Consider the following 26,522-nt stretch of genomic DNA (forward strand, 5'->3'; position numbering starts at 1 on the left):
ATTTATAACCCTGAAAGGTTGAAACCAATGACTGACAAGCTGCTGACCCCCGTGGAACTGGCCGAGTACCTCCACACCACGGTAGGCAACCTCGCGCAACTGCGATTCCAAGGCAGGGGACCGGCTTTCACCAAGGCCGGGCGCCGTGTCCTTTACCGCGAATCCGACGTTCAAGCGTGGCTCGACGAGAACACGCGAACTCAGACCGGCTCGGCCGCGTGACCCGGACCCGCTGCACCGCAAACAGAAAGAGCGGCGCAGGAGACCCGTAGGAACCTGCGCCGCTCTATCAACCAAACCAGCCCGCGCCCCACACGCGGACAAAACACCAGAAAGCAGAACCAGTGATGTATCAACAGTCTACCGCCCAAAACGACCGGGGTGGGGCCGGTTTCATGGGCCACAACCCCGCCCAACAGCGCCTACTCATGGCCGCACGAGGCTGGCACCTGTTCCCACTCCGACCCGGCGACAAACGCCCGGCCGTGGCGAATTGGGAGCAATGGGCCACCACCGACCCCGCCAAACTGCTCAACTGGCCCGAGGGCGCCGGTGTGGGCATCGCGTGCGGACCGTCCAACCTCGTCGTGATCGACCTCGACTGCCACACGGCCGAGCCGTCGAAACCCGAACACCAGATCTGGACCGAACGCGGCTGCCTCGACGGCGCCGACGTGTTCACCTGGCAATGGCATGAACACACCACCGATGGCTCAAGCTGGGCACACACCTACGTGGTGCTCACACCCTCCGGTGGCGGGCACCTGTACTACCGTGCACCGGCCCAGCAGATCCGCAACAGCGCCAGCGGGCGCCTCGGCTGGCAAGTGGACGTACGCGCCCAAGGCGGGTACGTCGTCGCACCCGGCACCACCCTCCCCGCTGGCACTTACACGCCCCTGTGGGAACCCGCAACGCTGCCCGTGCTGCCCGAATGGATCACCGCCACACTCACCGCGCCCAAGGCCGCACCGCAGCGGCCCGCCCGACGTGTGCTCGCACTCCCGTCACAGGCCGGGAAACGCGTCAACGCCCTCGCCCACCAGGTAGCAACCGCAGCAGTGGGCCAACGCAACGACATGCTCAATTGGGCGGTATACCAGCTCGCGAAAGACCGGGCACTCACCCAAGAGCACGCCCAAGTGCTGTTCGACGCCGCCAAAGCCGCAGGACTGGCCGAGGCCGAAGCGATCGCAACGATCCGCTCGGCGGGTAAGGAGCTGGCCGCATCATGAGCATCCACCCGGAACTCACTTACCTGCCGACCAACAACGAGGCGGACCCCGAGGCGTACACGAATTACGTCGCTCAACGTGCCCTCGAATACCGAGCCAGCCGAGACGCTAAAGCCCTGCTCGCCGCCGAAGATGCTGCGCAATTCAGCATCCCCGTGCCCATCCGATTGGATCATTTTTTAGCAACACCAGATGACGAGACCGCGTACCGGGTGGATCGACTATTACCCATCGGTGGACGGGCAATGCTCGCCGCCCAGTACAAGGCCGGTAAAACAACTTTCGTCGGAAATCTCATCCGCTCGCTCGTGGACGGTCACGCTTTCCTCGACGAGTTCCACACCGCCCCAGTCCACGACGTAGTGCTGATCGACAACGAACTAGACGAGCGGACAGTCCGCCGATGGATGCGTGCGCAAGGTATCCAGAACGAAAACCGGGTGAGGGTTGTCCCTATCAGGGGGAAAGTGGGCACCCTCGACCTGCTCAACGAGACAATCCGAGCGCAATGGGCCGAACAGCTCCGCGGGGCAGACATCATCATCCTCGACTGCTTGCGCCCGGTACTGGACGCGCTCGGCCTAGACGAGAACCATGACGCTGGCCGCTTCCTCGTCGCGTTCGATGCGCTCGTGAGCGAGGCAGGAGCTCAGGAAGCTGTGCTCGTGCACCACATGGGGCACTCGGGCGAACGTTCCCGCGGCGACTCCCGAATCCTCGACTGGCCCGATGCCACGTGGAAGCTCGTTCGCGAGGCGACCGAAGATCCATCCTCGCCTCGTTATTTCTCCGCGTTCGGCAGAGACGTGGACCACCCAGAAACCGCCCTGTGCTACGACGACGCCACGCGACGCCTCACCCTTGGCACTGGATCCAGGAAAGAGGCCGGTGCAAGCGAGGCGCTCGTGGACGTTCTCGAGCTGCTCGACAAGAACCCCGCGGGATTGTCCGGCCGAGCTATCAAAGACTCGCTCAAGGGCACTGATCGGACCCGTGCGCAGGTTGAGGCAGCAATCAAACTCGGCCGGGAGCGCCGGGAAATCTTCTGCCAGCAAGGGCCAAGGAACTCGACGATCCACGTACGCAACCACCCACCAAAGGCCGCTCAAGAGGGGAGCGAGGCGGGCAAACCCTCATGAGTGTCCCAGTGTCCCGGACTGTCCCGTCAGTGTCCCGGAACGGTGTGGATGAGTGTCCCAGTGTCCCTTAACAGGGACACTCACACACTCCACTCAAAAGAACGCTCGAGTGTCCCAAAAATAGACCCCAAATCGCCACGCCGGTGGCACAACGAAAGGACCAACAATGATCCCGAACACGCAAACCTCGCTCGTGGCCCGCTTTCGACTCGAGCATGACGATGATGGGCCAAACGAAACCGAGCTGCACCGAGTTGTCGCATGGGACGACGACGGGCAACCGGTGATCCTCAGCGAAACCTGTGAGCGACTCCTGACCTGTGAGCTGCATGCGCACCGAGCATCGCACGACGGGTGCACCGTCGTATTCGTCGGCGTCATAGACCTGCAGCGTCCACGCTTTGAGGGCCACCCGCGGCGCGACGACGAGGGGCAGGTGTTCAGCGATGGTGCAGCGCGTTTCATCTAAGCGCGCACGGCTGGCCTACCAGCAGTTCATGCGCCACCTCGCCGCGTACCTGGACTGTCCCGAGCAGATCCCATGCCTAGGCCGGAACCGCGACGACTGGACCAACGACCAGGACCAACACGCAATAGCCCGAGCCGTGGCCGGGTGCCGCACCTGCCCGCTGCTGACCGAGTGCCGACAGTACGCGAAAGCATCCCTCGAACCGGCCGGTGTGTGGGGTGCCGTCCCCGCCCACGTTCGCCGGCCGATTGTCGCCAAGCTCGACGCAGCCTGACCCGCCCAACAACCCAACCAGAAAGTTAGGAACCCTAATCATGACTATCCACACCGGACCGAACGAAGATCCGAAGTACCCGCCGTACCACCCGACGTTGGTCGCCCACCGTGACGCGTACAAGCTCGCACGGGCACATCTGACCCGAGACCAGGAAGCAATTACGGCAATCCTGTCTCACCCGATCTACACGAACGACCCCGACGCCACCGCGCGGCTCATCCTCGCACTGACCCGACACCTGGCCGACGCGCTCACCAGCCTCGGCATGGACAACGCCGCGGACCCGGTGAACCTGCTGGATCTCGCGCTGACCGAGGTTGATATGGTCCCGTTCCGCACCGACCTCGACGCACCCGGTGAGGACGGCTGAAACCCGTATACTGGAACCACACCTTTTAGGTGCGTCGAGAAACGTGTGCGAGCTCCGAACGAGAACACTCAGCCTGAATCACTGAGAGTTAAGTTCGGGGCTCGCGCTCACTCGACAAGGCAGCCAGGGCGCCGCCGGCAAGCTCCGCAACGAGGAACCTTCTGAGGTCAAGTCGCGTCGAGCGTGGCCCGCGAGCACATAGCCCCCGCTAGTCCAATCACAGAAACCCCGTGGCCACGCTCGTGGCCACGCTCAAGATTGGATCAAAGACAATGCGCACAACGCAGCAAATCCTCCCCGAACTCCGCTCGCTCTACGCCGTCGTCAAAGCCGGCAACGCAACCGAAGCTCAGGTGAACAAGCTCCGCGAACTCACCACCGAAGCTCAGTCCGCGAAAGCAGCCGAAGCGACCGAGGGTGACCGTATCCTCACCGCACTCGCCAAGGGCGCCGCACCCGGTTTCGACGCCAGTGACCACCAAAGCGCCTACCAGCCCGAAGCGAAACGGCTCACCCGTGTCGGGCTGGCACGCACCGCCCGCACCCTGGCCGAGAACCTTAAGCACGGCGCCCAGGAACAAAAAGCAGCCGTGTCGATGGGCCAGTACACGGCACCTATCCAGCTCACCGAACCCGCCACGATGGGCGCACCCCCGCAGGGTTTCGTCGAAGCACTCGGAACCAACGTGTTCGACGATAAGTTCTTCTCGTTCCTGCGACAGACCACCCGCGAACTCAACGCCGGTGTGGTCCCTGAGGGCCAGCTCAAGCCCACCTCGAAGATCGGCCTGACCCGCGTGCAGGGCGAAACCCAGGTGCTCGCACACATCTCCGAGCCCGTACCTGAACAGCTGCTCGCCGACGTGAGTTCTGTATCGACCGTGATTGGTTACGAGCTGCTCTACGGGCTGTACTCCGCGCTGGAACGACAGGTGCTCTACGGCACCGGCACCGACGAACTCCACGGTGTGCTCACCCAGGAAGGCGTGCAGCTCATCACCACCGGCGCCCGCCCGGTAGACCGTATCCGCGCAGCGCTCACCCGGCTACAGATGCAGGGATACACCGGCGGCATCGTCGCCCTGAACCCGGCCGATTGGGAAGCGATCGAGGTATCGACCAGCAACGGCAGCGGTGAATACGTGCTCGGCGGGCCCGTGGACTCCGCAGCACAGAAACTGTGGGGCACCCAGGTTGTGCTCACCACCTCGATCAACGTTGGTGAGGCTGTCGTGTTGGACCCGTCACAGTTAGGCATCGCGTCCACCGGCGGTATCAACCTCCACGTTGGTCAGCCCGGTGACACGTTCAACCGCAACCAAGTGGTGTTCCGTTGCGAGGGCCGGTTCGAGACGATGCTCAAGCAGCCCGCCGCGGTCGTGCGAGTCACCCTCGGCGACGCCGCACCCGCAGCCTAACCAGCCGCAACCCGTGTGAGGCCAGTACCCGATAACCCAGGGTGCTGGCCTCACACGTACCCGAACCGAGGGGTGCGCCACTGTGCGCCGTTCTCCCGCATCGGGATAACCCGGTGGTGTTGGTAGATGGTCCGGGGTGCAGTAGGCCCGGAGCGTGCAGCCGGTAGCCGGTGGGGGTACTTGCACGAGGGGTAGGAGGGTAAAAATGTTCAGCGTCGATTCCGTGGCTGACTACCCTCCGATGAGTGGTCCGCGCGCGGCAAGAGGTGTACCCCATCGCGCGCGTGCGCGCGATTGTACCAATTGATGTGCCAGTCGCTCATGTCGGCTGGGTGCCGCGCCGAATCTCTCCCCGGCGAGATTGTTTTACTTGCGGCCGCCTCGAGTCCGCTGGGGAGAGGAAAGGTGCTCACGGACGGCTTGAGCAAACGTCTCAGAGTTGTTGTCGAAGTAATCGAAGGACTTGTTCTTAGGCAGTTCCCTCGGTACGCGGTCAGCGAATTGTCTGAGCTTTTCCGCCTGTTCAACGAGTTCGGGTGCCTGTATGCGTAGCTGGATGATTGCCCGGTTCACTCGCTGCTGTGCTGCAGCGATTTGTTCCGCGTCTTTTATCTGGCTCTTGCTGCGAGCTTCGCTGATTATCCGCAATTCTGCAGGCCGCGCGCTCGGTTCCAGTTCCCTTGTGTCGTACTCTTTCGAATCGAAAAATCTGCCAAGATCTCTATTGGATACGTGAGCCGCAAATTTGTCTCGGCAAGCCTCGATTATTTCGATGGCCGCGGCCTGTACATCGTGTCGTCGTTCGCGTTCTCGCTCGAGTTCTACGGATCGCCCGTCACGGTGGAGCCCTGCGAGGTAACCGAGCAGCGCGGTCAAGATGATTCCGGCAATACTTGCGATGATGGTGGCCATACTCAGATAGTGGCATGGGCATCAAGATGACCTGCTGCCAGACGCCTCCGTTTGCCCACATTTTGCCCACACTTGCCCACGAGACACTCTGATTTTTCGTGATGTTGGCTCACTGAAAACCGCGTGTTTCCAGGGTTTGAGGCCCGGACTAGCTATTGTGCGAGAGTTCGAGCCCCACAGGGCGCACCTCTCGTGCAAGGCCCGAACCTTTACCGTTCCGTTTTCAGCGGTCGAGGTTCGGGCCTTTCCCATGCGCGCCTAGGGTGCTCGCGCGGGTTTTTAGCCCATGTTTAAGGATGGAACCTTGTCCGAACGACATGCCCATCACACTCGGATCAAAGCGTTAAGAAGAAGTCCCATCCACAGGTGCGGATGGGACTTCATGATCTCCGAAGAAGACTTGGAAACGTAGCTAGAAGCTCAGGGCCATAGCTTTCTTCATGAGAGATTGGGAGGCGCCTTCAAAATAGTTGGCATGAGTAAATTTGATGGTCTCCAGCGAGTCAGAGCCCACCAGGACCACATCAATCTGCGTCTCGTCCTGGTGTCGTTGCTCCATCGCGGAGTACGCGGTGGTTGCTTTGGCCACATCAGAACCGAAGTCTTCTTGGTGCACTAACTTGCCGTGGGCATGGTCAAACACCAGCAAGAAGTGGTGAATGGGCTGTGCCTTAGCCATAGCTAGATCCTTTCATCGAGGGGCAACTCTTGTTGCACCCCCTGGGCAGCACGAAGAACATATATGGACCTCCGTGCCTCACTTAGAGTCTCACTGTACCTTTTTTGAAGATCATGTGATACGGGCTTCTTCATATCGGTCAAGAAGTAGATATCTGCCACTACGGCGAGGAACTCCTGGACTGGATGGTCACCATCCTGCTTGAAGTTGCGTCCCAAATCTTTGGAAAACCCCTCTGAAGTCTCGGCCCACTCATGCATGGATTGAGTCCTTAACTGCACCTCAACGGGCAGCCCACTGGGTTGCGTCTTGAGGACTATGTGCACTGCCCTGTACCCCGAGATGCGGGGGATTTCCACGTAGTCAAGTACACGGAGTATTTGATTCTGGCGGTGATCCTTGATCGAGGCCTCGAACAGCCTGAGAGATTTCAGGTCATCAAGGACTACGCGGCAGCTACCGATGTCGTGCATCGTGAGGAGATTAAGCGTCGCAACCAGTTGTTGACGTTCACAGTCGGAGAGCTGAAACATGCGCGGTACTGCTCCACTACCCGAAGAGCAAGCTCGTAATCGTGGCGGGGCAAATCTCCACGATGATAGGCGCGAATCCTGGAACCAGCTTTCTTCACTTGCTTGCGCGTGGGTGGCTGGTTCTGCATGTCCCAAGAGTAACCCGCAACGTCCTCGGAATTTTCGGGGGTGACCAAGCCCCGCCGCACTGCAATGAGCGGTTGGAGCGCTGATGGTTTGACGCGGTGCGATGCGGGACTGGGCAAGTGTGATTTTGATGCGCCGATTCGCGGAGCTTGCGCCAATGTCGCGTTAACCAGACCCATTTTTACCCCAGGGCACTCACCAGCGCGGGTAGCGCCCGGCCGGCCGGGGCGCGCCAGGCGTGGTCTGCGCTGGCCGACACCTCCGAGACCCGGGGGTTGATTTCAACAACGGGCACACCGCGGGCACCGGCGAAGTCCGGGATGCTCGCGGCCGGGTACACCAGGCCCGAGGTGCCCACGACCAGCACGAGATCCGCTTCTTGCGCAGCCTCGACCGAGTCCTGGAACGCCTGCTCGGGCAGGGCCTCTCCGAACCACACCACGCCGGGACGAATCAGCCCACCGCACACTGCGCACGAGACCGGGTCGAGGTGCGCCACCGGCTCGACGACGTGCGGGTAGCCGATGTCCGCGGGGGCGCCGCAGTCGGCGCAGCGCAGGGCGAAGAGGTCGCCGTGGACGTGGGCGAGAACCGTGGATCCCGCCCGTTCATGCAGATCGTCGACATTCTGCGTGGAGATCCGCAGATCGATACCGGGGTGAGCCTGCCATTGCGCGAGCGCCAGGTGACCGGGGTGTGGTTCGGCACCGCGCACGAGGGACGTGCGCCACGCGTACCAGGCCCAACACTGGGCGGGGTCTTCCGCCCAGGCCTCCGGGGTGGCTAGTTCCGCCGGGTCAAAACGCTCCCACAGCCCGGTTTGGGCATCGCGGAAGGTGGGAACCCCGGATTCGGCGGACATCCCCGCCCCGGTCAGAACCGTCACCCGCCGTGCCGAGCGGGCGAGGTCGAGAATCTCGGTGGGTACCTGATCGGAGGAGGACATGCTCCTCAGGCTAGGTCATGACCTCATTGCTACCCATGCAGCAGTACGTGATCCTCCCGGTGCACCATGATGGATGCATGCCACCGTCCGCAGCATCGCCGCCACGCAGCATGACACAGCGCGTGAAGCAGAATGTGGCCCGGCTGGAATCGCCGGGTCGGATCCCCGGCGTCGATCTGGCCCGGGGCTTGGCGATCCTGGGCATGTATGTGGCCCACCTGACTGTGGTCACGCCCCTGAAGTGGTCGCGACCCGAGACCTGGCTCGGGGTGGTCGAGGGCAGGTCCGCCATTCTCTTCGCGACCCTCGCCGGTGTGTCCCTGGGGCTCATGGGCTCCAGGATTCGGATGCGAGCCGGCGGGCGGGACGCGGCGCGCAGCTCCATCATGATCCGCGCGGTATTCATCTGGGCCCTCGGTCTGCTTCTGCTCAGCCTTGACGTGCCGGTGTTCGTGGTGCTGCCGGCCTACGGTCTCCTCTTGATGATCGGCGCGTTCATGGTCTCGTGGTCAGCGCGGGCGCTCGCCATCACAGCGGCGCTCACAGCCACTGTCGCGCCATTCGTGGTCACAATGCTCGACAGCGGGGGCCCACCCGAACGGGGAAGCGCTGCGGAACTCGTCTCCGACGTGCTCGGGTGGAATTACCCCTTCGTGTTGTGGCTGGCGTTCGTGGCCGTGGGGATCATCGCGGGGCGGTTGATCCGGCGCGGAATCGGCCCCACGGTGGTTTTGCTCGGGGCCGGGGTGGCACTCTCTGTGCTCGGTTACGCGGCGCTCGGCCCGGTAGGCAACCAAGTGATTGCACGTTACGGGGCAGATCTCCAGGTCGGCTCGGCTCTCTGGGCGCTGTCGGTTTTTCGCGACGCCCCCCACTCTGGTGGGGTGGGGGAGACGTTCGGCTCGGGAGGTTTCGCTCTAGCAACCCTCGCAATGTCCGTCCTCGCGGCGACGACGCCGCTGCGCTGGCTTCTATGGCCGGTGCGGGTGATCGGGTCCATGCCTTTGACGGCATACACGGCGCACCTGCTCGTCTGGGGCATCTGGATCATGGTCACACCGGGAGTGGGCTCCGACATCCACCGGTTGCATGGATTTCTGGCGCTGGACCCGTTCTGGCCGATCACCCTGGGAGTCACGGTGGGCTGTGTTGCCTGGGCATTGATGTGCGGGAAGGGCCCGATGGAGCAGCTCGTTCATGCGGTATCGACCGAAGCGGAGGAACCCGACGGGCCAACTGATGGCAGCAGCCCCGTGCCGGGTAAGGCACGTGGCTTATAGGGTTGCGACGGCACGAGCCAACCGGGCATCCGAGGCGTACAGCGCGGCAACGTCAAAGGTGGACGCCGTGCTCATGATCTCGTCCGCACCGGTGCGCTTCAATAGTTCGCTGATCTCGCTCACGACCTGGTCCTCCGTCCCCGCGATGACGGTCGCCAGCGCCTGGGCCACGTAGCGATCTTGCCGACTCGTGCGCTGGGCGGGGAGCGACGTCGTCGGCAGGAGCGGCGGGAAAGATCCGGTGAGGCGGGATTGGGCCATGGCCCAGGCCTCCGGCACAGCGAGTGCGCGAGCTTCCGAGGGCGACTCGGCCACGAAGATTTCGGCGGAGACAATTAAGTACGGCTCGGCCTGTTGGGAGCTGGGGCGGAACTCGGAGCGGTACGCGTCGAAGGCCTCCGGGCCTGACGTGAGCAACGGCCCACCGACCACCGCGGGCAGACCCAGCTCTGCTGCGATCTGGAGCCCGGTGACGGTGCCCAGTACGAAGAGCGGGATACGGCCGGTATCGGCCGGGCGAATCGTGATGTTGCCCGCACCCGTCAAATACTCACGGACCTCCTCGATGGCCGCCGCGAATTCTCGCGGTCGAGCCTGCAATGTGCCGAGCGCTTCGCGCACGGGTTGGGTGAAGCCCAGGGAGCGACCGAGCCCCAGATCGAAGCGCTCGCCGTGCAGGGCCGTGAGCACCGCGAATTCCTCGGCGACCACGATCGGACGGTGATTGGGCAGCATTACTCCGCCGGACCCCACCCGAATCGTGCTGGTGGCGGCGGCGACCGCCTGGGCGAGTAAGGCCGGGGTCCCCGAGGCGACCCCGGGAACTCCGTGGTGCTCGGACACCCAGAAGCGCCGATACCCGGCCGCCTCAGCGCGCCGAGCGCGTTCCACCGTCTGATGCAAGGCGGCGGAATCGGTGTGTCCCTGGCGGGTGCGGGATCGGTCGAGGAGCGAAAGTGGAATACCCATCACTCACAGAACACGGCCGCGGGGCCACTCATTCCGGGAGCACCGCACGGCGGGTGTTATCGCAGCGTGATGGAGTCCAGCGCCTCCTGAGCCTCCTGGGTGAGGTTCTCGGGAAGGGGCGCGCTCTTGACCGAATCCCCCGCCAGTTGTTGGCCCTCGGGGCTGACCACGTAATGCCCGAAGGTCTTGATCAACTCCAGGGTTTGGGGGTCGCTGTAGCTCGTGCAGAACACATGGTACGAGGCCAGGACCACGGGGTAGGCGCCCTGCACGTCAGGGGTGCGGTCGATGTCCAGTGCAATGTCGTGTTCGCCGGTTCCTTCCACCCGGGAAGAGACTCCCACGGCCGTGGCTGCGGTTTCGGCGGTGACGGGCACGTACTCATTGCCTACCTTCACCCTGGCTTTGCCCAGGGAATCGCCCACGAGGGAGTCGTCCGCGTACGTGATGGCGCCCTCGGTCTGGTTCGTCACGGTGACCACACCGTTGTTGCCCTGGGCGCGCTCGCTGGGGAGCGAATTGGGCCAGCCGCCGCTATGCTCGTCGGTCCATACCTCGGGGGCGGCGGCCTCAAGGTAGTCGGTGAAGTTCTCCGTGGTCCCGGAATCATCGGCGCGGGCGACCGGGGTGATCACGCCGTCAGGCAGGTCCACATTCGGATTCTGGTTCGCGATGGCGGGGTCGTTCCACCGCGTGATCTCGTGCCGGAAGATCTTGGCGATCGTGGGCGCGTCCATGTTCAGTTCCCGGATACCCGGGAGGTTGAAGGCCACGCTGATGGGGGAGATGTAGACGGGAATGTTGATGGCCCCGTCCGGACCGCAGGTGTCCGTGACTTCGGTCTGCTCTTCCTCGTCCATGTACGCGTCCGATCCCGCGAAGTCCGTGCCACCGCCCACGAGTGCTGAGCGACCCGCACCTGAACCGGCTGACAAATATTGCACGCTGGCGTTGGGGTATGTGGATTCGAACCCGGTCCGCCACGTTTGCATGGCCGCGTTCTGAGCCGATGAACCGATGCCTGTGAGGATGCCCGACAGTGAGGTGTCACCCTGTTCGGCGGCCCTGCGTTGTTCCTCACCCAAGGGGTAGTCGGAACCGCAGCCGGTCAATGCCATTCCGGCGGCCAGCGCCAGCGCTCCGATTTTTGCGTAACTCGCTGTCTTTCGAGGGGCGCCTGTTCGGCTCATCTTCATCTCCGCGACATGTTGAGGACAGAAGACCATGGTAGACACGCATGCACCCGAGTCGCGTATCCCGGGCCCCCGCTTACGGGGCGCTCACGCTTGCGTGGGATTCCCTGGGCGGACCGCAGGAGTGACTTTTTCCGTGGGGCTTTTGGGGGACGAACATATGATTGACGTGTCCCCTCTTTGCGCTACGGCGCGCCCGGGCCCAGTAGGTGACACGTCCCCTATAGGCCTCGAAACCATGGTTGACTAGTGCAAATGGACACCCCAAGGTTGAGGACAGCACGTGTGACTCGGTTCAAATCGTGCTGGCCACGGAGCGGAACTCATGCTTACATACTGTTGTTACTTCAAGTACCGGGAAGCAATCAATGGTTGTGGCCAGGGGGGCCATGACCTGTCCTCTCAGGTACGGTGAACGCGTCGAAACGCTGGGGGGCGTGAAAGCGCAATTATTCACCAGGAAGTAACGAACAGAAGTCATTGCGGGGGCTTTGGCTTCATCAGCGGATTGATCCGCACCGGCTCTGCCGGTGGACGCGCCCGCCGGGCTCGTGTTTCTTCGGGGGAAAAAACATGAGCGCGGCGGGCGCCTTCCAATTCAACGGCCCAGGTCTTTCCTCCAGCTGCCTCCGGCCACTCACGTCCCACTTGCTTATGCGTGTCTGATCGCGCTGAGACACTTTCGGCATGAACCAGGCATCGGAGATAACCAACCCGCAGCTGCACGAACAGGCCGTGAACCACCTGCGGGCGCTCACGAACAACCCCGAGGCGGCATTCCACTCCGGCCAGTTCGATGCCATTTCCGCACTGGTTCAAGATCACCGTCGCGCCCTGGTGGTCCAGCGCACCGGCTGGGGCAAGTCTGCTGTGTACTTCATCTCCGCGTTGTTACTGCGCGCGCAGGGGTACGGGCCCACGCTCATCATTTCCCCGCTGCTGGCCCTCATGCGTGACCAAGTGGCGGCGGCGGCCCGGGCAGGGGTCCGGGCTGCGGCCATTTCCTCCGCCAACCCCACGGAATGGGGAGAGATCACTGCTGCCCTGGAACGAGGGGAACTCGATGTCCTGCTGGTCTCGCCCGAGCGCTTGAACAACCCCAGGTTCCGGGACGAGCAGCTCCCGCAGCTGGTGAATCAGCTCGGCCTTCTGGTCGTGGACGAGGCCCACTGCATTTCTGATTGGGGGCATGATTTCCGTCCGGATTATCGCCGGATCAAGGACCTGCTGGGACGGCTTCCCGAGTCGGTGGCCGTCTTGGCCACCACGGCCACGGCCAATGAGCGAGTTATTCAGGATGTCCGAGAACAACTGGGCGTGGGAGCTGGCGATCAGCAAGAAGTGTTCACACTCCGGGGGCCACTGTCGCGGGCGTCGCTTCGGCTGGGTGTGCTGCGGCTACCCTCCACAGCCACCCGGTTGGCATGGCTGATCGAGCACCTGGGTGAGCTGCCGGGCAGCGGCATCATTTATGCGCTGACCATTGGTGCCGCGGAGGACACGGCGCGAGCACTCACGGACGCTGGATACGCGGCGGTGGCTTATACGGGCCGTACTGATGCGGCGGAGCGTGAAGAACTCGAAGCCGCACTCAAAGACAACACCGTGAAGGCGCTCGTGGCCACGTCGGCGTTGGGTATGGGATTCGACAAACCGGACCTGGGGTTTGTGGTCCACCTCGGTGCGCCGTCCTCACCGGTGGCTTACTACCAGCAAGTGGGCCGTGCCGGCCGCGCGACCGACAGTGCTGATGTCCTGCTGCTGCCCGGCGCTGAGGACCGCGAGATCTGGGAATACTTCGCCACCGCGTCCATGCCCACGGAGGAGAAGTCCGGGGCGGTGCTTACGGCGCTGGCCGAGCACGGGGGACCCCTCTCGGTCGCGGCCTTGGAAACCAGGGTCAACATCAAACGCACGCCGTTGGAACTGTTGTTGAAGGTGCTCGCCGTGGATGGTGCGGTGGAACGTGTTTCCGGTGGCTGGCAGTCCACGGGCAGGCCGTGGGAGTACGACGCCCCTCGGTACGACCGTGTCCGCCGCGCGCGCATTGCCGAGCAGCAGGCCATGATGGATTACCAGTTCACCACCGAGTGCCGCATGCAGTTCCTGGCCGAGCAATTGGATGACCGCACGGCCCAGCCGTGCGGTCGTTGCGATGTGTGCGCCGGTGCGTGGTACGCCACCACCGTGCACAAGGAGGCCTCCGCCGCTGCGGACAGCGCCCTGCATCGAGCGGGTGCGCCTGTGGAGCCGCGTGCTCAGTGGCCCACCGGCATGGACCGGCTGGGCATCCAGGTCAAGGGCAAGATTCCCGAGGACGAACGGGCGGACCGGGGCAGGTCTCTGGCTCGTCTCACCGACTTGGGATGGGGGCAGCGGTTGCGGGAGATTTTCCGCACCGACGACAACGGTCAGCCCGTGGACACCACCGTCGACTCATCCCTGGGCCGCGCGTGTGTCGGTGTTCTCGCCCAGTGGGACTGGTCGACCCGCCCCACCGCCGTGGTGGCCATGCCGTCACTGTCGCGGCCCGAACTGGTGACCTCCCTGGCACAGGGGCTGGCCGCGGCGGGGCATCTGCCCTTCCTCGGAACACTGCGGCTCAACCAGGACGTTCCACGCGGAAGCCACGGCGGTAACAGTGCCTACCGACTTGCGGAAGTGTGGGACCGGTTCTCCGTTCCGCCCGAAATTGCGCAGGCCTTGCGGGAGCAACCGCAGCCATCGATCCTGCTGGTGGATGACCTCGTCGACAGCCGCTGGACGCTGACCGTTGCCGCGCGTGAGCTGCGCTTGGCGGGCGCCACCAATGTTCTGCCGTTCGCTCTGGCATCGCAGGGCTGAAGTACGGGAATGTGTCTTATTCTGCTAGTCATGCAGCAACCGTCCGTTCGCCCACTCGTAGACGTCGTCATTCCCGTTCATTCCATCTCGCGGCCGCTCGGTCGCGCTGTGGATTCTGCGCGAGTTGGTGTCCTTCCGCTCTCGGCGGACGAGTATGTCATCACCGTGGTGGCTCATCACCTGTCCACGGCGCAGGTTCGAAACATGCTGACGGAGCAGCAACTGGAACACATCAGAATCATTGAGGCGCCCGCTGAAGGGACGACCGCCGCGGCTCCCAGAACCGCTGGGCTGGACCACACCGATGCCAGGTACATTTGCTTCCTGGACAGTGATGACAGTTATCAGCCCGGAGCGGTGGCTCGCTGGGTCAAGATCGCCGAGAGCCGGCACAGCGACATGGTGATCCCGTGGCTGAAACACAGCAACGGCCGCGTAGACATCACACCCGTCATCCGCCCGGGGCGTACCTCGAACCTGGATCCCATTGCCGACCGGCTTGTGTATCGGGCCTCGGTATTCGGGCTGCAGCGGGTGAAGACCGTCCGCAGGTTAGGAGCGGAATTCGAGTTCGGGACGAGCACCGGCGAGGACCAAGCGTTCGTCATGCGTCTCTACGCGGGCGCGGCCAGGATCGACTATGCCCCCGGGGAACCCACGTATGTCATGCACGCGGACGCCACGGATCGGGTGTCCCGGACTCCGTCGCCCGTTCGAACGCAGCTCGAGTCCGCCCTGCGCATTCTGGACAGGCCGTGGTTCGAGGGCGCCGCGCTTGAATTACGTCGTGCGTTCATCGTCAAGGTGGTGCGTATCAACATGTTTGAGGCCGTTACCTCGCATCTGAAGGCCGGAACGTGGACCCGTGACGAGGCCCAGGGGGCGCGCAAGGTTCTCACTTCTTTGTTGGGCTCCGTTCCGGGCGCCCGCGGTAGTTTTTCCCGGGCTGATGTGCGGGTGATCGACCTGTTGTTGGCCGGCGCTACCGATCAGGGCGCGTTGCGCGCGGCGCTCACCGAGCGACGTCGTTTTGCCAGCCTCGCCGCACTTCTCACGGCCAAACCTATGCACGTGTTGGGCCGCGACGCCCCGTTGCGCTTCATGGCCGCGGCAGCCGCCCAAACAGCCCGGGATCGCTTGGCCAAGCGACGCGGAACGAATTGACGGCAATTATTTCCTGGAGAAGCGCTCGGTGGCCGTACGCAAGCGCGGAGCCAGATCGCGCCAGGACATGGCGCACCAGATCAGTAGGAAGGCCAGCGTCACGCCGATGGTGACCAGAAGCGAGTCGTAGCGGTACGTGAGCCACAGACTCAGCAGCGTCAAGACATAACCGGTCAGGATCCGAATCATCACGCCACCCCAAGGCATCCGGTCGTGAACCCACACAATAATCAAGGGCGCCATGGAACTGATGATGCAGCCCACTAGATAGCCGATGGCCGCCGACATCATGCCCAGCTCCGGGCCCCACCACACCATGGTGATAATGCCCAGGATCATGCCAATCGCGTTGCACATGGCCAGTGCGCGCACACCCCAGTGCTCGCCACCGTTGAGGCGTGAGTTGGCCGCGTTGAAACTCGTGGTGGAGACAGCGAAGAACAGCACGATCAGTAGCGGAATCGCGCCCTCGAACTCCTCGTAACGAGCGCCGTAGAGCACCATGACGAGCGGCTCGGCCCACAGGACTCCAACACCGAAGACGGGGAGGAAGACCAGCACCATGGTGCGCATGATCGAGTCCAGCTGGGTTTTCATCCCGGTCATGTCGCCGGCACTGAACATGCGTGCCACAGAGGGGGAGAGGGCCACGATCATAGCGGAGGAGAGCATGCTGGCCGGTGTGGCAATGGTCAACGCCGCCGCGTAGTGGCCAATGGCTTCCTGACTATCGTAATTGCCGCCAATGATCAGGGACAGCTGCAGCAGACCGGCAGCAGTGAGAATGTTGATGGATCCCCACGCGGTGAACTTGAGGAGTTCACGCTTGAGGGGTTTGGGCAACGGGGTTCCCCCGCGCACAGGCCACGCCGGGATGGCGTAGATGAAGTAGCCGAGGCACAAGGGTAGGAGGAGCAGTGAAGACAGTTCGGCCAGGAGCACCACGAGCAACAGCGTGAGGGTGACGAATGAGCTGATGCAGTCCCAGAACGTGGTGGTCACGAACTGGTTGTTGCCCGTGCGCACGCCGCGGACAAAGTTATAGGCGGACAGAGCGATCACGAGAAGCCCCGCTGACAGTGCGTAGCTCAGGGGAAGTTCCTGCGCGTAAATGGCAACGAAAACGGCGGCCACGGAGAGCACCGTCATGCCCACGAACGCGCTGCGGGAGGTGTACAACGCCACGGACGCCTGCTGATCGGCGTTAGACATACCTCGCGCCATGGCAATGTATTTGGAGGCCGCGGTGCCGGAGGCCTGCGGCCACAGGAGCACCAGGAACAGCCCCAGGGCAATGACCTGGTTGACCTGCCCGAGCTTTTCCGTTCCCAGGATGTTGCCGATGAGCAAGCTGTAGCCGAAGCGCGAGAGTCCCTGGACGAACACAGCGATCACGGTCAGCGCGAAGGCGGACCCAATGGGGTTGTCCTTGTTCTCGTGGTTGGGCGGCGGAAAGAGGATCGGCCGCCACCGGCCTGGAACGCGGGGAGCTGCAGCGGGCGTGGTCACTATTGGGAGTTTAGGACATCGTGCCGCCAAGGGTCTGATGGCCACCCGCAGACCGGTTACTAAGCAGTACAAAAGTTGCACTCGATAGGGTGAAGCCATGCAAATTCTGGTGGTCTCCACGTGGTATCCGACGCGGGATGCGCCCTTCCGCACGCCGTTCATCACACGGCACGTGCGCGCCATTGCCCGGGATCATCAAGTGCACGTCATTCACGTCCAACTTCTGAACGATTCGCCCGTCACCCAGGAAACCTACGACGGCGCTGCGGTCACCCGGGTGGGCTTCGATCCTCGAAAGCCACTCACCATCGTGAAAGCCCTGGCTGAGATCCGAAAGTGGGTGCGGTTCTCCGATGTCGTACACACCATGGCCTTCTCATCGGCCCTCATTGCGGCCCCGATTGTGGGCCGCACTCCGTGGGTGCACACCGAGCACTGGAACGGAATCCTGTTCCCAGAGCACGTCAACCAGCTCTGGGAACGCACAGCGTGGCTGCGGTACGTGCTGCGCCTGCCGCGCGTCGTCACGGGCGTGAGCACACTGATGACCCGCGAACTAAAGAAGTTTGCCCGCCCCGGGGCCACTCAGCTGATCGGCAACGTGGTCGACCACGCGCCGCAGGTCACACCCATAACTGACGACGGCGCGCTGCGCCTCATCGGGGTGGGTGCCGTCACCGAACACAAAGGCACGTTGCTGGCCGTGGACACCGTGGAATGGCTGCGCAGGCACGGCCATGATGCCACGCTCGTATGGGACGGGGATGGCCCCATGCGGGAGCAAGCCGAGGAACGTGCGCGTGAGCTCGGAATCGGGGACCACGTAGATTTCCGAGGGTTCCGCAGTACCGAGCGTTTGCGGCAAGACCTCGCCGAATCCACCGTCTTTGTACTTCCCTCGAAATCGGAGACCTTCTGCGTCGCCGCAGCCGAAGCACTTGCAGCCGGCCGACCCGTCATCATGGGGGATCGGGGAGGCCAGCGAGACTTCATCACGGAACGCAACGGCCGCATGGTGTCCGAACGATCCCCGGAAGCCTTCGGGCGGGCGGTACTGGAACTGTCCCAATCCGTTTCGGCGGCAACCCCGGATGAGATGGCGCGGGACATCCGTGCCCGCTACGGATCGGATGCCGTCAGTGACCAATTGAATGAGTTGTACCGCGGCGCCGTGGGCGGCGGGCGCTCTCGGTGAAGGACGAGCACAGTCACTGGGGTGGCTTCGGTTTTGACCCGCAGCTCAGGCTACCGATAAGCTAATCTTCGTTGTTTTCTTGCCGGGCCTACCCCGAACGGAGTGACAACGTGGAGACGTGCCAGAGCGGCCGAATGGACTTCACTGCTAATGAAGGGTCCGGATTAAACCGGACCGGGGGTTCAAATCCCCCCGTCTCCGCCATTGTCCTGAGTCGCGACATAGTTTAAGAACTGGCCGCGGCCCAGGACTTTTTTTGTACCCGGGCGCGGGCAACGACAACCCGCCCACATACCGGTTTGACAACTTCCTCAGCCGCGAATATTTACGATGGTAAACTTCGACCATTCGCAGTTCGAAATTCCTGCCGACGGACATCAGCTCATGAACGACTGTGCTGATCACAGCGACAGGGGCTGTTTCCCAGGGAGAAACCATGAAGACCAGCGCCGCACGAACACTCCTGACGCTCTCGCTATCGACGCTGCTGGTGGCGACGACCGCACCCGCGGTCGCAGCCCCGCCGGAAGGGCCGACCCCGGAGCAACAAGCGCAAGTTCAGCCGCCGACGGTCGGTGGTATCGGGTCGCTCGGCAGGGGAACCGGGGCCCAAGGCACGGTGCTACCGGAAACGGATCGGATCGTCGTGAAATTCAAGGACGAGATTCCCGCGGCCCAGAAGGAAAACGTCCTGGCAGAGGCAGAGACGTCCACCGAGATCGAAGACCCGGAAATCGTCAAGACCACCGGTAATGCCGAGGATGTCGTGGAGTCCGACACGCTGCTCAACAAGGCCGAACAGCAAGCAGTGGTCGAGACCATCGAGGAAGACCCGGCCGTCGAATCGGCGGAGCCTGATCTGATCGTGGTCAATGCGCTCGCCGCCCACGCCGGGTCCACCCCGAACGACCGGTACTGGGGTTACCAATGGGGTCCCAGGAACATCGGCGTGCCCGGCGCATGGTGGCAGGGCACCGGGGACGGCGTGGTGATCGGCGTCGCGGACACCGGCCAGATCAACCACCCGGACCTCAATCAGCGCACGGTCCGCGGCTACGACTTTTTATCCGATCTCTACCATTCACGCGACGGCAACGGCCGGGACAGCAACCCCCAGGACATGGGCGACTGGAGCACGGGCCGCGCCAACTGGTGGCACGGTGCGCACGTCGCGGGTATCGCGGCAGCGCACACCAACAATGGCACCGGCATTGCCGGGGTCGCCCCGGATGCCAGGATCCAGCACGCGCGCGTCCTGGGTGCTGATGGTCGCGGTTACGTCTCGGACATAGCCGACGGCGTGATGTGGTCGGCCGGCATTGCGATCCCGGGAGTCCCGCGGAACACGACCCCCGCCAAGGTGGTCAATCTCTCCGAGGCCTGGGATGCCACGTCCTGCGCGCCCGTGATGCAGAACGCGGTCAACCGCATGCATCAGATCGGAGTGCCCCTCGTAGTCGCTGCGGGCAACGCGGGCAAGAGCGCGAATCTGGCCTCGCCGGCCAACTGTGGCGGCGCGATCGTGGTGGGGGCGACGTCGTCCCACAACCGGATCACCGGCTACTCCAACTGGGGTCCGATGGTGGATGTCGTGGCGCCCGGTGGCGACACCAACGCGCAGATCTGGTCCACTGTCAACACCGGGAAATTCTCCCTGGGATCGCCCACGTACGGCGATCTGAGTGGAACGTCCATGGCGGCACCTCACGTGTCCGGTGTGATTGCGTTAATGAAGGAGCGCAACCCCAACCTGGGCGTTGAATCCATTCGTAACGCCCTGCGCAACACCGGGGTCAATGTGAACGGCTACCGCAAGGTGGACGCGAACCGTGCCGCGCGCGCGGTAGTTCCGACTGCGCGAGGGGCAATTGCGACGTACTACAACTCCAGGGGCGGAGCGGCCGTGTACGGTCCACCGACCACCGGTGAGCAGAGCACCGGCGTGGGCGGAGTGGTGCAGACGTTCGTGAGAAACGGCAGAGCCACCAAGATTTACTGGTCCTCCCAGACCGGGGCACGCGAGGTGAAGACCTGGACGGGTATCGGCGCCAGGCACGTCTCCCTGGGCGGCGCACGCGGAGTGGGCATCCCGTTCAATAACGAACAACCCACCTCCACCGGTGGTGCGTACCAGACGTTCGTGAATCCGCAGACGAACAAGACCACCAAGATCCTGTGGAGCTCGCGCAGCATGGCCAACCCGATCGTGGAACGTTCGGCCATCGGCCAGACTTGGGCACGCAATGGTTATGAGGCCAAAGCTGGATACCCGACCACCGGGGAAGTCCGGACCTCTACCGGTGCCTATCAGCGCTTCATCAACGTCAAGACCGGGGTGCGAACCCAGTACACGTGGACCCCACGCGGCGGTGTGAAAGTAAGCCGCGTGGGGTGAGCACGCCACCGGGGTCACCCTCGATCAGTGTGTTGCCGGTTCGGAACCCTCCACCGTCACGCGAGTGTTCTCCGGGGTGGACTTGCGCATGAAGAGCGTCAGCACGAACGCCACGGCGCCCAACCCGGTGGCCGTGAGGAAAGCCGCGTGGACGCCCGGGATTGCATCGGTCGTCGTGGAGCCGTCTGGGTTCTGGAGCACAGTGGTGCCTGCCTGCAGGATCCCCACCAACAACGCCGTGCCGACCGCACCGGCCACCTGCTGCAGGGTGGACAGCGTCGCGGAGCCGTGGGAGTACAGCGACGGCGGCAGCGGATTCAGTCCGGCGGTGAACGCCGGGGTGAAGATCATGGCCAGACCCACCGACATCGCGATCTGGAGCACAACGATCCACCATACGGCGGTGTCCGCCTGCAGCCGCGAGAAGTTGAACATGACGAACGTCAGCATCGCAGCACCCGGTACGGCCAGCGGCCGGGGGCCGTAGGCGTCGAACAGGCGCCCGATCACCGGTCCCAAGAGGCCCATGATCAGACCACCGGGCAGTAGGATCAGGCCGGTCTGGAGCGTGTCCAAGCCGCGGATGGTCTGCAGATACAGGGGCAATACGATCACGCCACCGAACAGGGTCATCATGGCCACCGCCATCAGCGCCACGGACACCGTGAAGTCGCGGTGTTTGAAGGTGCGCAGGTCCAGGAAGGGATTGTCCTTGCGCTGCAGGTGGAGCTGGCGCAGGGCAAAGGCTGCGACGAGCAGAACACCCACCGTGAGAATCACTGCGCCACCGCCGGCGGAGGTCGCCCAGCCCATGAAGGAGTCGGAATCGCCGCCCTGCGTGCCACCGGCACCCACCGTGGAGAGGCCGTGCACCAACAGTCCGAAGCCGAACACGGACAGCGCCACCGAGAGCACGTCCAGTCGCAGGTCGCCACGTGAACCGACGTCCCCCAGACGGGTCACCCCGATGATCAAGGCGAGCACGGCAATGGGGAGAACGAACCAGAAAATACTGCGCCACGGAAAATGCGCCAGGATGAACCCGGAAATAGTGGGGCCCAGGGCCGGCGCCACGGAGATCACAATGGACACGTTGCCCATTACCAGCCCGCGGCGCTGCTTGGGAATCAACGTGAGGATTGTGGTCATCAGCAGCGGCAACATGATGGCCGAACCGAAGGCCTGGATGACACGAGCCACCAGCAGAATGGCGAAGCTGGGGGCCAGGGCGGCGAGCAATGTGCCCAGCGCGAAGGACCCCATGGCCAGGCCGAAGACGGCGCGCGTGGAAAACTTCTGCAGCAGGAAGCCGGTGGTCGGAATGACCACGGCCATGGTCAGCATGAATGCGGTGGCGACCCACTGCACGGTGGCCGCGTCAACGTGAAGGTCCTCCATCAAGTGGGGCAGCGCCACGTTCAAAATGGTTTCGTTCAGGATGACCACGAAGGCCGCGATCAGCAGAACGGCAATGGTTCCCATCGCGCCCGGAGCGGTCTGCGGTGGTTGCTCCGCGGTACCGCCCAATGCGGGTTGGGAGGGTGAAGAAGGCAAGAGTGATCTCCAACGTCTGAATGTCTTGAGGTTGTGCCCGTTGGCAGATCTGTACCAGGGCCGTCAGCAAGAATAGCCATGGTGCCTTGCCGGTGGTTAACGGCCCTTGCGGCCCGAGAGCATCTGCCACATGAACTGGTGGGAACGCGCGTGCAGCGCAGCGGCTTGCCGGTTGTCCGCAGCCCCGGCGTGACCGCCGTCCGTGGCTTCGTGGAACCAAATGTTCTGGTGCCCCTGATCGATCATCTTGGCCGCCATCTTGCGCGCTTGCACCGGTCCCACGCGGTCATCGGAGGTCGCGGTCCAGATGAGTGTGGGCGGGTAGCTCATCACTTCGGACAGCAAATGATAGGGCGAGAACGTGCGAATGTACTCCCACTGTTCCGGCTGGTCCGGATCGCCGTATTCCGCGATCCACGATGCCCCGGCCGAGAGTTTGGTGTAGCGGCGCATGTCCAGCAGCGGCACACCGCATGAGATCGCACCGAACAGCTCGGGATAGGTGGTCAACATGTTTCCGACCAGCAACCCGCCGTTCGAGCCGCCGGCGCACGCGAGTTTCGGGGCGGTGCACACGCCACGGCGATGAAGGTCTTCCGCAACCGCCGCGAAATCCTCGTACGCACGGTGTCGGTTCTCCTTGAGCGCGGCGGTGTGCCAGGACGGTCCGTATTCGCCGCCGCCGCGAATGTTCGCGACAACGTACACACCCGTGCGGCCGCGATCATCCCTGCGGGTCAGCCATGAGATTCCGGTGGCCCCCGAATAACCCGGGGTCCGGGAGACCTCGAAGCCGCCGTAGCCGCTGAGCAACGTGGGATTCAGGCCGTCGAGTTCCAGCTCACGCGGGCCCACCCGGAAGTACGGCACCTTTGTGCCGTCCGCCGACACGGCGAAATGCTGGGTCACTTCGAGTCCTTGCGCGTCGAAGAACGACGGCGCTCGCTTCAGGATCGTGGGCTCGCTCGCCTCGCGCGCGGCGGCGGCGTCGTCGTCGGCGTCAGCGCCGTGCCCCGAGAGATCGGGGAGGGAGCCGCGGCCCAGGGACGAAGGTGTGAGGAAGCCGGTGACCGAGAAGAAATAGTCATTGCCCACCTCGGGATCCTCGTTGTCCACGGCCCAGGCGGAGGCGCTGTGCAACGGGGGGATGCCGGGCAGGGCAGTGAGCTCCCACGCGCCGGGCACCGCGGAGTAGAGCGCGGAGGAGACATCGTGCAGGGTGTTGAGGATCAGGTGGTCACGGGTCCAGGACCAGCCCTCCAAACTGGTGTGGGCGTCCGGGGTGAAAACCGGCTGCACGCTGTGATCGCCGCGCATGAACGCGGCAACATCGGCGGCGAGGAGACAACCGGCGGGGTATTGGGTCCCGTTCAGTTCCAGCGTGTGGCGCGGTCGCATCAGGAGCCATTGCTTGTGGAGGTCCACGCTCACGGTGGGATCCAGGTCCAGTTCGACCCACTGCTCCCCGCTCCGCACGTGCGTGCGCACCGTGAAGAAATCCACCAGATCCACGGCGATCACGCGTTCGAAACCGGGTGTGTGGTCCTTGTAAACCGCTGCCTGGGCATGGTTCACGGGAACCTCGAAAATCACGGGCGCGTCCCTGACCTCCTGACCGCGGGAGACACGGCGCACCTGGCGGGGATACGAGGACTCGGTCATGGAACCGGGACCGGTGTCAGTGGCCACGAACACGGTGTCCGCGTCCATCCAGGAGACCGAGGACTTGGCCGTGGGGACGTCGAAGCCACCGGTCACGAACTCCCGGGTTTCCAGATCGAATTCGCGTGTGCGCACGGCATCCCCGCCATCGGGGGACAGCCGGACCAGAGCGCGCCGCCACTGTCCGTCCGTGTACTGCGGGCGCAGCAGGTGCGCGCCGGAGAACACCCACTCCACGCTTTCGGTTCGAGCCAAGTGGTCAATATCCAACAGGACGTCCCACTCGGGGTCGTCACTGAGCCAGGACTCCCACGTGGTGCGCCGCCACAGTCCGCGCGGGTGCTGGGCATCGCGCCAGAAATTGTAGTAATACGGTCCGTGCTTGGTCACGGCAGGGATGCGCGAGGGGCTGTCCATCACGTCCAGGACGCGTTCGGTCATGTATTCCAGGTCCGGGCCGTCCAGCAGAGTGTCGGTGTGCCGGTTCTGCTCCCGCACCCACTCCATGGGTTGCTCACCATGGATCTCCTCGAGCCACAAGAACTCATCAGCGGGCTCTGTCTGCGGGCGGGCGGACGCGGTGGAAGTAGTGGCCATGGGCCCATGCTACGAGCGGGGTGAGACATGCACAGCTGGCTCGTTATCCTGGTGGTCATGGTGAGTCAGCGACGAGTGGTAGTGGTGGGTGCGGGTCCCCGGGGGCTCTCCACGGTGGAACGGCTGACGGCGCGAGCGGCTCAGACCCGCGCCCGGGTGCACATCGACCTGGTGGACCCCTTCCCTCCCGGCGCGGGCCACGTATGGCGCACCGATCAGTCGTTGTTGTTCCTGATGAACACTCCTTCTTTGTTCCCCACTGTGATTGCTCCGGACGGCGCATTGGACGTGGACCCGCTGGCCGAGGTGCGGAACATGAGCTTCGACAGGTGGCGCCGCGGCGTCGTCGACGGTGACATCACGCCCGAGAACCCCCTGACCGAGGCGGAACGCGCGGCGTTGACCGCACTGACCGCTCAGGATTTCCCGCCCCGGGCCATTTACGGGCGGTACCTCGAATGGATTTTCGCAGCTCTCAACCGCCACTTGCCGGCGAACGTGACGCTGACCGTGCACCGGGCCGAGGCCGTGGACGCGTGGGTCCAGGACGAGGCCCGGCACCGCTACGCCGTGGAACTCGCCGGTGGTCAGTCGATCCCGGCGGACGCCGTGGTGCTCGCCCTGGGCCACTTGGACGCACATTTGCGCCCCGGTCAGAAAGAACTGGTGGACGGCGCGGCCGAACACGACCTCACGTACTGGCCGCCCACCGTGCCCGCCGATGCGTGGTGGAGCGAGGTGCCGGCGCAGGAAACCGTGCTCGTACGCGGCATGGGCCTGAATTTCTGCGACGCGCTCGCGCAACTCACCGAAGGCCGCGGCGGCACCTTTGAGCCCGATGAGAACAACCCAGAGCGGTTGATTTATCGGCCCTCAGGCCGAGAACCGCACATTGTCGCGGGGTCCCGTAGGGGCACGCCGTATCGCGCCAAGCCGCAACTCGAGGGGTACTACGCGCACACCCTGCAGACGCGGTTCTTCACGCTCGAGGCCGTTCAGGAGCTGCTCGACGCCAGCACCGAACAACTGTCGTTCGAGCGTGATTTGTGGCCCCTGATCCGCAAGGACGCGGACTGGAACTACTATCGCGTCCTGGCGCGCACCTCCCCGGATGCGTTCACACAACCCGCGGGCGACTTCCTCCGCAGGCTGGACGCCATTCTTCTTGACGACGACGACGCTCGCTGGTCCCAGCGCGTCGAAGCCTTGGTCTCCGCCTCCGTGGTACCGGGCCGGCAGCTGCAGCAGGCACGATTGGCGCGGCCCTTCGAGGACATCAATTTCGACAGCCACGACGAGTACGCCGCTGCGGTGGTGCACTACCTGGACCGCGACGTCCACGGCTCGCTGCGGGGCGAGGACGATCCCGTCAAAATGGCCATCGCGTCCCTCAACGCCGCCCGCACCGTGCTCAAGTGCGTGCTGGCAGAGGCGGGGGTTTCGGACTCATCGTGGGTCAACGAGCTGCGCAGGGATTTCGAGCCGTTCGTCGAGGGCCTGGCCTCGGGCCCACCCGTGCTGCGCATCCAGCAATTGGCCGCTCTCACGCGGGCGGGTGTGGTCCGTTTCCTCGGCCCCGAACCGCGTTTCGTGGTGGACCGCAATGAGGGTTGCTTCGTGGCGGCCTCGCCGTGGGTCAGCGATACGCCCGTCCGTGCCCGCTGGCTCATCGAGGCCATGTCACCCACCAACGACGTGCACCGCAACATCTCCCCGTTGCTGTCCAACATGCACGAGCGGGGTCTGGTGCGCGGCAAGCTCATGGAAACGCGCGACGGCGCCAGCCCCGTCACGAGCACGGGGCTGGACGTGAGTGCGAGCGCCCTCCGCAAGGGCACCGCGCTGGGCGGCCTCACACTCGGTACCGGCGCGTTCGCCTACCGGGTGGTGGGTCAGAAGGACGCCGTGGAACCCGGGATCTTCGTGCTGGGCCTGCAATTGTCCTCGGTGCAGTGGGGAGTCTCGATCGCCGCGGAAGCGGAATCGCCGGCGCATCTGGGTGCCCGCACGCTCGCGGACGCGGACCAAGTGGCGCAGGCGATCCTGGCGCAGTAGC

At 63.9% G+C, this 26,522-nt stretch carries 22 protein-coding genes and 1 tRNA gene; 14 read left to right on the plus strand and 9 right to left on the minus strand.

Annotated elements, in window-relative coordinates; translation table 11 throughout:
- The first annotated feature begins 27 nt into the window (after positions 1-27).
- The 7 genes from ABEA06_RS05495 to ABEA06_RS05525 all read left to right on the plus strand — a co-directional run bounded on the left by ABEA06_RS05495 (position 28) and on the right by ABEA06_RS05525 (position 4,908).
- Positions 28-222, plus strand: a complete 195-nt coding sequence (locus ABEA06_RS05495) for a helix-turn-helix transcriptional regulator (protein ID WP_129700766.1) — start codon at positions 28-30, stop codon at positions 220-222.
- 173 nt (positions 223-395) lie between these two features.
- Entirely contained in the window at positions 396-1,235 is an 840-nt protein-coding gene (locus ABEA06_RS05500) for a bifunctional DNA primase/polymerase (RefSeq protein ID WP_345310843.1), read from the plus strand.
- Positions 1,232-2,374 carry an AAA family ATPase gene (locus ABEA06_RS05505; protein ID WP_345310844.1) on the plus strand — a complete coding sequence of 381 codons (1,143 nt, stop codon included), beginning with the start codon at positions 1,232-1,234 and terminating at the stop codon, positions 2,372-2,374. Before ABEA06_RS05500 ends, ABEA06_RS05505 begins: the two co-directional genes overlap by 4 nt.
- A 166-nt stretch (positions 2,375-2,540) precedes the next feature.
- A complete protein-coding gene (locus tag ABEA06_RS05510) occupies positions 2,541-2,843 on the plus strand; it encodes a hypothetical protein (RefSeq protein WP_345310845.1) in 303 nt (100 codons plus the stop codon).
- Positions 2,821-3,117, plus strand: coding sequence for a WhiB family transcriptional regulator (locus ABEA06_RS05515; RefSeq protein WP_345310846.1), 297 nt, complete (start codon positions 2,821-2,823; stop codon positions 3,115-3,117). The genes ABEA06_RS05510 and ABEA06_RS05515 overlap by 23 nt, the downstream gene beginning before the upstream one ends.
- 40 nt (positions 3,118-3,157) lie before the next feature.
- Positions 3,158-3,490 carry a hypothetical protein gene (locus tag ABEA06_RS05520; protein ID WP_345310847.1) on the plus strand — a complete coding sequence of 111 codons (333 nt, stop codon included), beginning with the start codon at positions 3,158-3,160 and terminating at the stop codon, positions 3,488-3,490.
- Between the two features lie 272 nt (positions 3,491-3,762).
- Positions 3,763-4,908 (plus strand): phage major capsid protein, encoded by a 1,146-nt coding sequence (locus ABEA06_RS05525; RefSeq protein WP_345310848.1) that lies wholly within the window; start codon positions 3,763-3,765, stop codon positions 4,906-4,908.
- A gap of 366 nt (positions 4,909-5,274) precedes the next feature.
- Here the strand turns inward: ABEA06_RS05525 and ABEA06_RS05530 are convergent, their stop codons facing one another.
- The 4 genes from ABEA06_RS05530 to ABEA06_RS05545 form a co-directional block, all read right to left on the minus strand.
- Positions 5,275-5,820 carry a hypothetical protein gene (locus ABEA06_RS05530; protein ID WP_345310849.1) on the minus strand — a complete coding sequence of 182 codons (546 nt, stop codon included), beginning with the start codon at positions 5,818-5,820 and terminating at the stop codon, positions 5,275-5,277.
- Positions 5,821-6,232: 412 nt separating this feature from the next.
- Positions 6,233-6,499 (minus strand): hypothetical protein, encoded by a 267-nt coding sequence (locus tag ABEA06_RS05535; protein WP_303382222.1) that lies wholly within the window; start codon positions 6,497-6,499, stop codon positions 6,233-6,235.
- 2 nt (positions 6,500-6,501) lie between these two features.
- Positions 6,502-7,032: a nucleotidyltransferase family protein gene (locus ABEA06_RS05540; RefSeq protein ID WP_345310850.1), complete on the minus strand. Its 531-nt coding sequence runs from the start codon at positions 7,030-7,032 to the stop codon at positions 6,502-6,504.
- Positions 7,033-7,339: 307 nt separating this feature from the next.
- On the minus strand, positions 7,340-8,104 hold the full coding sequence (locus ABEA06_RS05545; RefSeq protein ID WP_345310851.1) for an SIR2 family NAD-dependent protein deacylase: 765 nt from the start codon (positions 8,102-8,104) through the stop codon (positions 7,340-7,342).
- A 110-nt stretch (positions 8,105-8,214) separates the two neighbouring features.
- Between ABEA06_RS05545 and ABEA06_RS05550 the strand changes: the two genes are divergently transcribed.
- Positions 8,215-9,384, plus strand: coding sequence for a heparan-alpha-glucosaminide N-acetyltransferase domain-containing protein (locus ABEA06_RS05550; protein ID WP_345310852.1), 1,170 nt, complete (start codon positions 8,215-8,217; stop codon positions 9,382-9,384).
- On the opposite strand, the gene ABEA06_RS05555 is transcribed toward ABEA06_RS05550, so the two are convergent.
- Both ABEA06_RS05555 and pstS read right to left on the minus strand, forming a co-directional pair.
- Positions 9,379-10,353: an MsnO8 family LLM class oxidoreductase gene (locus ABEA06_RS05555; RefSeq protein ID WP_345310853.1), complete on the minus strand. Its 975-nt coding sequence runs from the start codon at positions 10,351-10,353 to the stop codon at positions 9,379-9,381. The genes ABEA06_RS05550 and ABEA06_RS05555 overlap by 6 nt on opposite strands.
- A gap of 56 nt (positions 10,354-10,409) precedes the next feature.
- A complete protein-coding gene (pstS, locus tag ABEA06_RS05560; protein ID WP_345310854.1) occupies positions 10,410-11,549 on the minus strand; it encodes a phosphate ABC transporter substrate-binding protein PstS in 1,140 nt (379 codons plus the stop codon).
- Between the two features lie 684 nt (positions 11,550-12,233).
- Here pstS and ABEA06_RS05565 point away from each other — a divergent pair.
- Entirely contained in the window at positions 12,234-14,390 is a 2,157-nt protein-coding gene (locus ABEA06_RS05565) for a RecQ family ATP-dependent DNA helicase (RefSeq protein ID WP_345310855.1), read from the plus strand.
- Positions 14,391-14,420: 30 nt separating this feature from the next.
- A complete protein-coding gene (locus ABEA06_RS05570) occupies positions 14,421-15,554 on the plus strand; it encodes a glycosyltransferase family 2 protein (RefSeq protein ID WP_303383447.1) in 1,134 nt (377 codons plus the stop codon).
- Between the two features lie 6 nt (positions 15,555-15,560).
- Here the strand turns inward: ABEA06_RS05570 and ABEA06_RS05575 are convergent, their stop codons facing one another.
- Positions 15,561-17,063 carry a lipopolysaccharide biosynthesis protein gene (locus ABEA06_RS05575; protein WP_345310856.1) on the minus strand — a complete coding sequence of 501 codons (1,503 nt, stop codon included), beginning with the start codon at positions 17,061-17,063 and terminating at the stop codon, positions 15,561-15,563.
- 97 nt (positions 17,064-17,160) lie between these two features.
- Between ABEA06_RS05575 and ABEA06_RS05580 the strand changes: the two genes are divergently transcribed.
- The 3 genes from ABEA06_RS05580 to ABEA06_RS05590 all read left to right on the plus strand — a co-directional run bounded on the left by ABEA06_RS05580 (position 17,161) and on the right by ABEA06_RS05590 (position 20,653).
- Complete coding sequence (locus tag ABEA06_RS05580; RefSeq protein WP_345310857.1) at positions 17,161-18,258, plus strand: glycosyltransferase; 1,098 nt, start codon at positions 17,161-17,163, stop codon at positions 18,256-18,258.
- A gap of 112 nt (positions 18,259-18,370) precedes the next feature.
- Positions 18,371-18,462, plus strand: a tRNA-Ser gene (locus ABEA06_RS05585).
- Between the two features lie 232 nt (positions 18,463-18,694).
- The gene (locus tag ABEA06_RS05590) at positions 18,695-20,653 is read left to right on the plus strand and encodes a S8 family serine peptidase (RefSeq protein ID WP_345310858.1); all 1,959 of its coding nucleotides are present in this window, start codon (positions 18,695-18,697) and stop codon (positions 20,651-20,653) included.
- A 24-nt stretch (positions 20,654-20,677) separates the two neighbouring features.
- On the opposite strand, the gene ABEA06_RS05595 is transcribed toward ABEA06_RS05590, so the two are convergent.
- A complete protein-coding gene (locus ABEA06_RS05595) occupies positions 20,678-22,135 on the minus strand; it encodes an MDR family MFS transporter (RefSeq protein ID WP_345310885.1) in 1,458 nt (485 codons plus the stop codon).
- Between the two features lie 168 nt (positions 22,136-22,303).
- The gene (locus ABEA06_RS05600; protein WP_345310859.1) at positions 22,304-24,466 is read right to left on the minus strand and encodes a prolyl oligopeptidase family serine peptidase; all 2,163 of its coding nucleotides are present in this window, start codon (positions 24,464-24,466) and stop codon (positions 22,304-22,306) included.
- Positions 24,467-24,493: 27 nt separating this feature from the next.
- Between ABEA06_RS05600 and ABEA06_RS05605 the strand changes: the two genes are divergently transcribed.
- Positions 24,494-26,521 carry an FAD/NAD(P)-binding protein gene (locus tag ABEA06_RS05605; protein WP_345310860.1) on the plus strand — a complete coding sequence of 676 codons (2,028 nt, stop codon included), beginning with the start codon at positions 24,494-24,496 and terminating at the stop codon, positions 26,519-26,521.
- The last annotated feature ends 1 nt before the right edge of the window (position 26,522 follow it).

It is taken from the genome of Kocuria gwangalliensis, from assembly GCF_039544365.1.
In the GTDB taxonomy this organism is placed as follows: Bacteria; Actinomycetota; Actinomycetes; order Actinomycetales; family Micrococcaceae; genus Kocuria; species Kocuria gwangalliensis.

Coding starts and splice junctions, on each gene's coding strand:
- pstS (WP_345310854.1), bottom strand. CDS start 11,549: ATGAAGATGAGCCGAACAGGCGCCCCTCGAAAGACAGCGAGTTACGCA.
- ABEA06_RS05595 (WP_345310885.1), bottom strand. CDS start 22,135: ATGGGAACCATTGCCGTTCTGCTGATCGCGGCCTTCGTGGTCATCCTG.
- ABEA06_RS05510 (WP_345310845.1), top strand. CDS start 2,541: ATGATCCCGAACACGCAAACCTCGCTCGTGGCCCGCTTTCGACTCGAG.
- ABEA06_RS05605 (WP_345310860.1), top strand. CDS start 24,494: ATGCACAGCTGGCTCGTTATCCTGGTGGTCATGGTGAGTCAGCGACGA.
- ABEA06_RS05590 (WP_345310858.1), top strand. CDS start 18,695: ATGAAGACCAGCGCCGCACGAACACTCCTGACGCTCTCGCTATCGACG.
- ABEA06_RS05525 (WP_345310848.1), top strand. CDS start 3,763: ATGCGCACAACGCAGCAAATCCTCCCCGAACTCCGCTCGCTCTACGCC.
- ABEA06_RS05530 (WP_345310849.1), bottom strand. CDS start 5,820: ATGGCCACCATCATCGCAAGTATTGCCGGAATCATCTTGACCGCGCTG.
- ABEA06_RS05505 (WP_345310844.1), top strand. CDS start 1,232: ATGAGCATCCACCCGGAACTCACTTACCTGCCGACCAACAACGAGGCG.
- ABEA06_RS05570 (WP_303383447.1), top strand. CDS start 14,421: ATGCAGCAACCGTCCGTTCGCCCACTCGTAGACGTCGTCATTCCCGTT.
- ABEA06_RS05550 (WP_345310852.1), top strand. CDS start 8,215: ATGACACAGCGCGTGAAGCAGAATGTGGCCCGGCTGGAATCGCCGGGT.
- ABEA06_RS05565 (WP_345310855.1), top strand. CDS start 12,234: ATGAACCAGGCATCGGAGATAACCAACCCGCAGCTGCACGAACAGGCC.
- ABEA06_RS05545 (WP_345310851.1), bottom strand. CDS start 8,104: ATGTCCTCCTCCGATCAGGTACCCACCGAGATTCTCGACCTCGCCCGC.
- ABEA06_RS05535 (WP_303382222.1), bottom strand. CDS start 6,499: ATGGCTAAGGCACAGCCCATTCACCACTTCTTGCTGGTGTTTGACCAT.
- ABEA06_RS05515 (WP_345310846.1), top strand. CDS start 2,821: ATGGTGCAGCGCGTTTCATCTAAGCGCGCACGGCTGGCCTACCAGCAG.
- ABEA06_RS05600 (WP_345310859.1), bottom strand. CDS start 24,466: ATGGCCACTACTTCCACCGCGTCCGCCCGCCCGCAGACAGAGCCCGCT.
- ABEA06_RS05500 (WP_345310843.1), top strand. CDS start 396: ATGGGCCACAACCCCGCCCAACAGCGCCTACTCATGGCCGCACGAGGC.
- ABEA06_RS05540 (WP_345310850.1), bottom strand. CDS start 7,032: ATGTTTCAGCTCTCCGACTGTGAACGTCAACAACTGGTTGCGACGCTT.
- ABEA06_RS05555 (WP_345310853.1), bottom strand. CDS start 10,353: ATGGGTATTCCACTTTCGCTCCTCGACCGATCCCGCACCCGCCAGGGA.
- ABEA06_RS05495 (WP_129700766.1), top strand. CDS start 28: ATGACTGACAAGCTGCTGACCCCCGTGGAACTGGCCGAGTACCTCCAC.
- ABEA06_RS05580 (WP_345310857.1), top strand. CDS start 17,161: ATGCAAATTCTGGTGGTCTCCACGTGGTATCCGACGCGGGATGCGCCC.
- ABEA06_RS05520 (WP_345310847.1), top strand. CDS start 3,158: ATGACTATCCACACCGGACCGAACGAAGATCCGAAGTACCCGCCGTAC.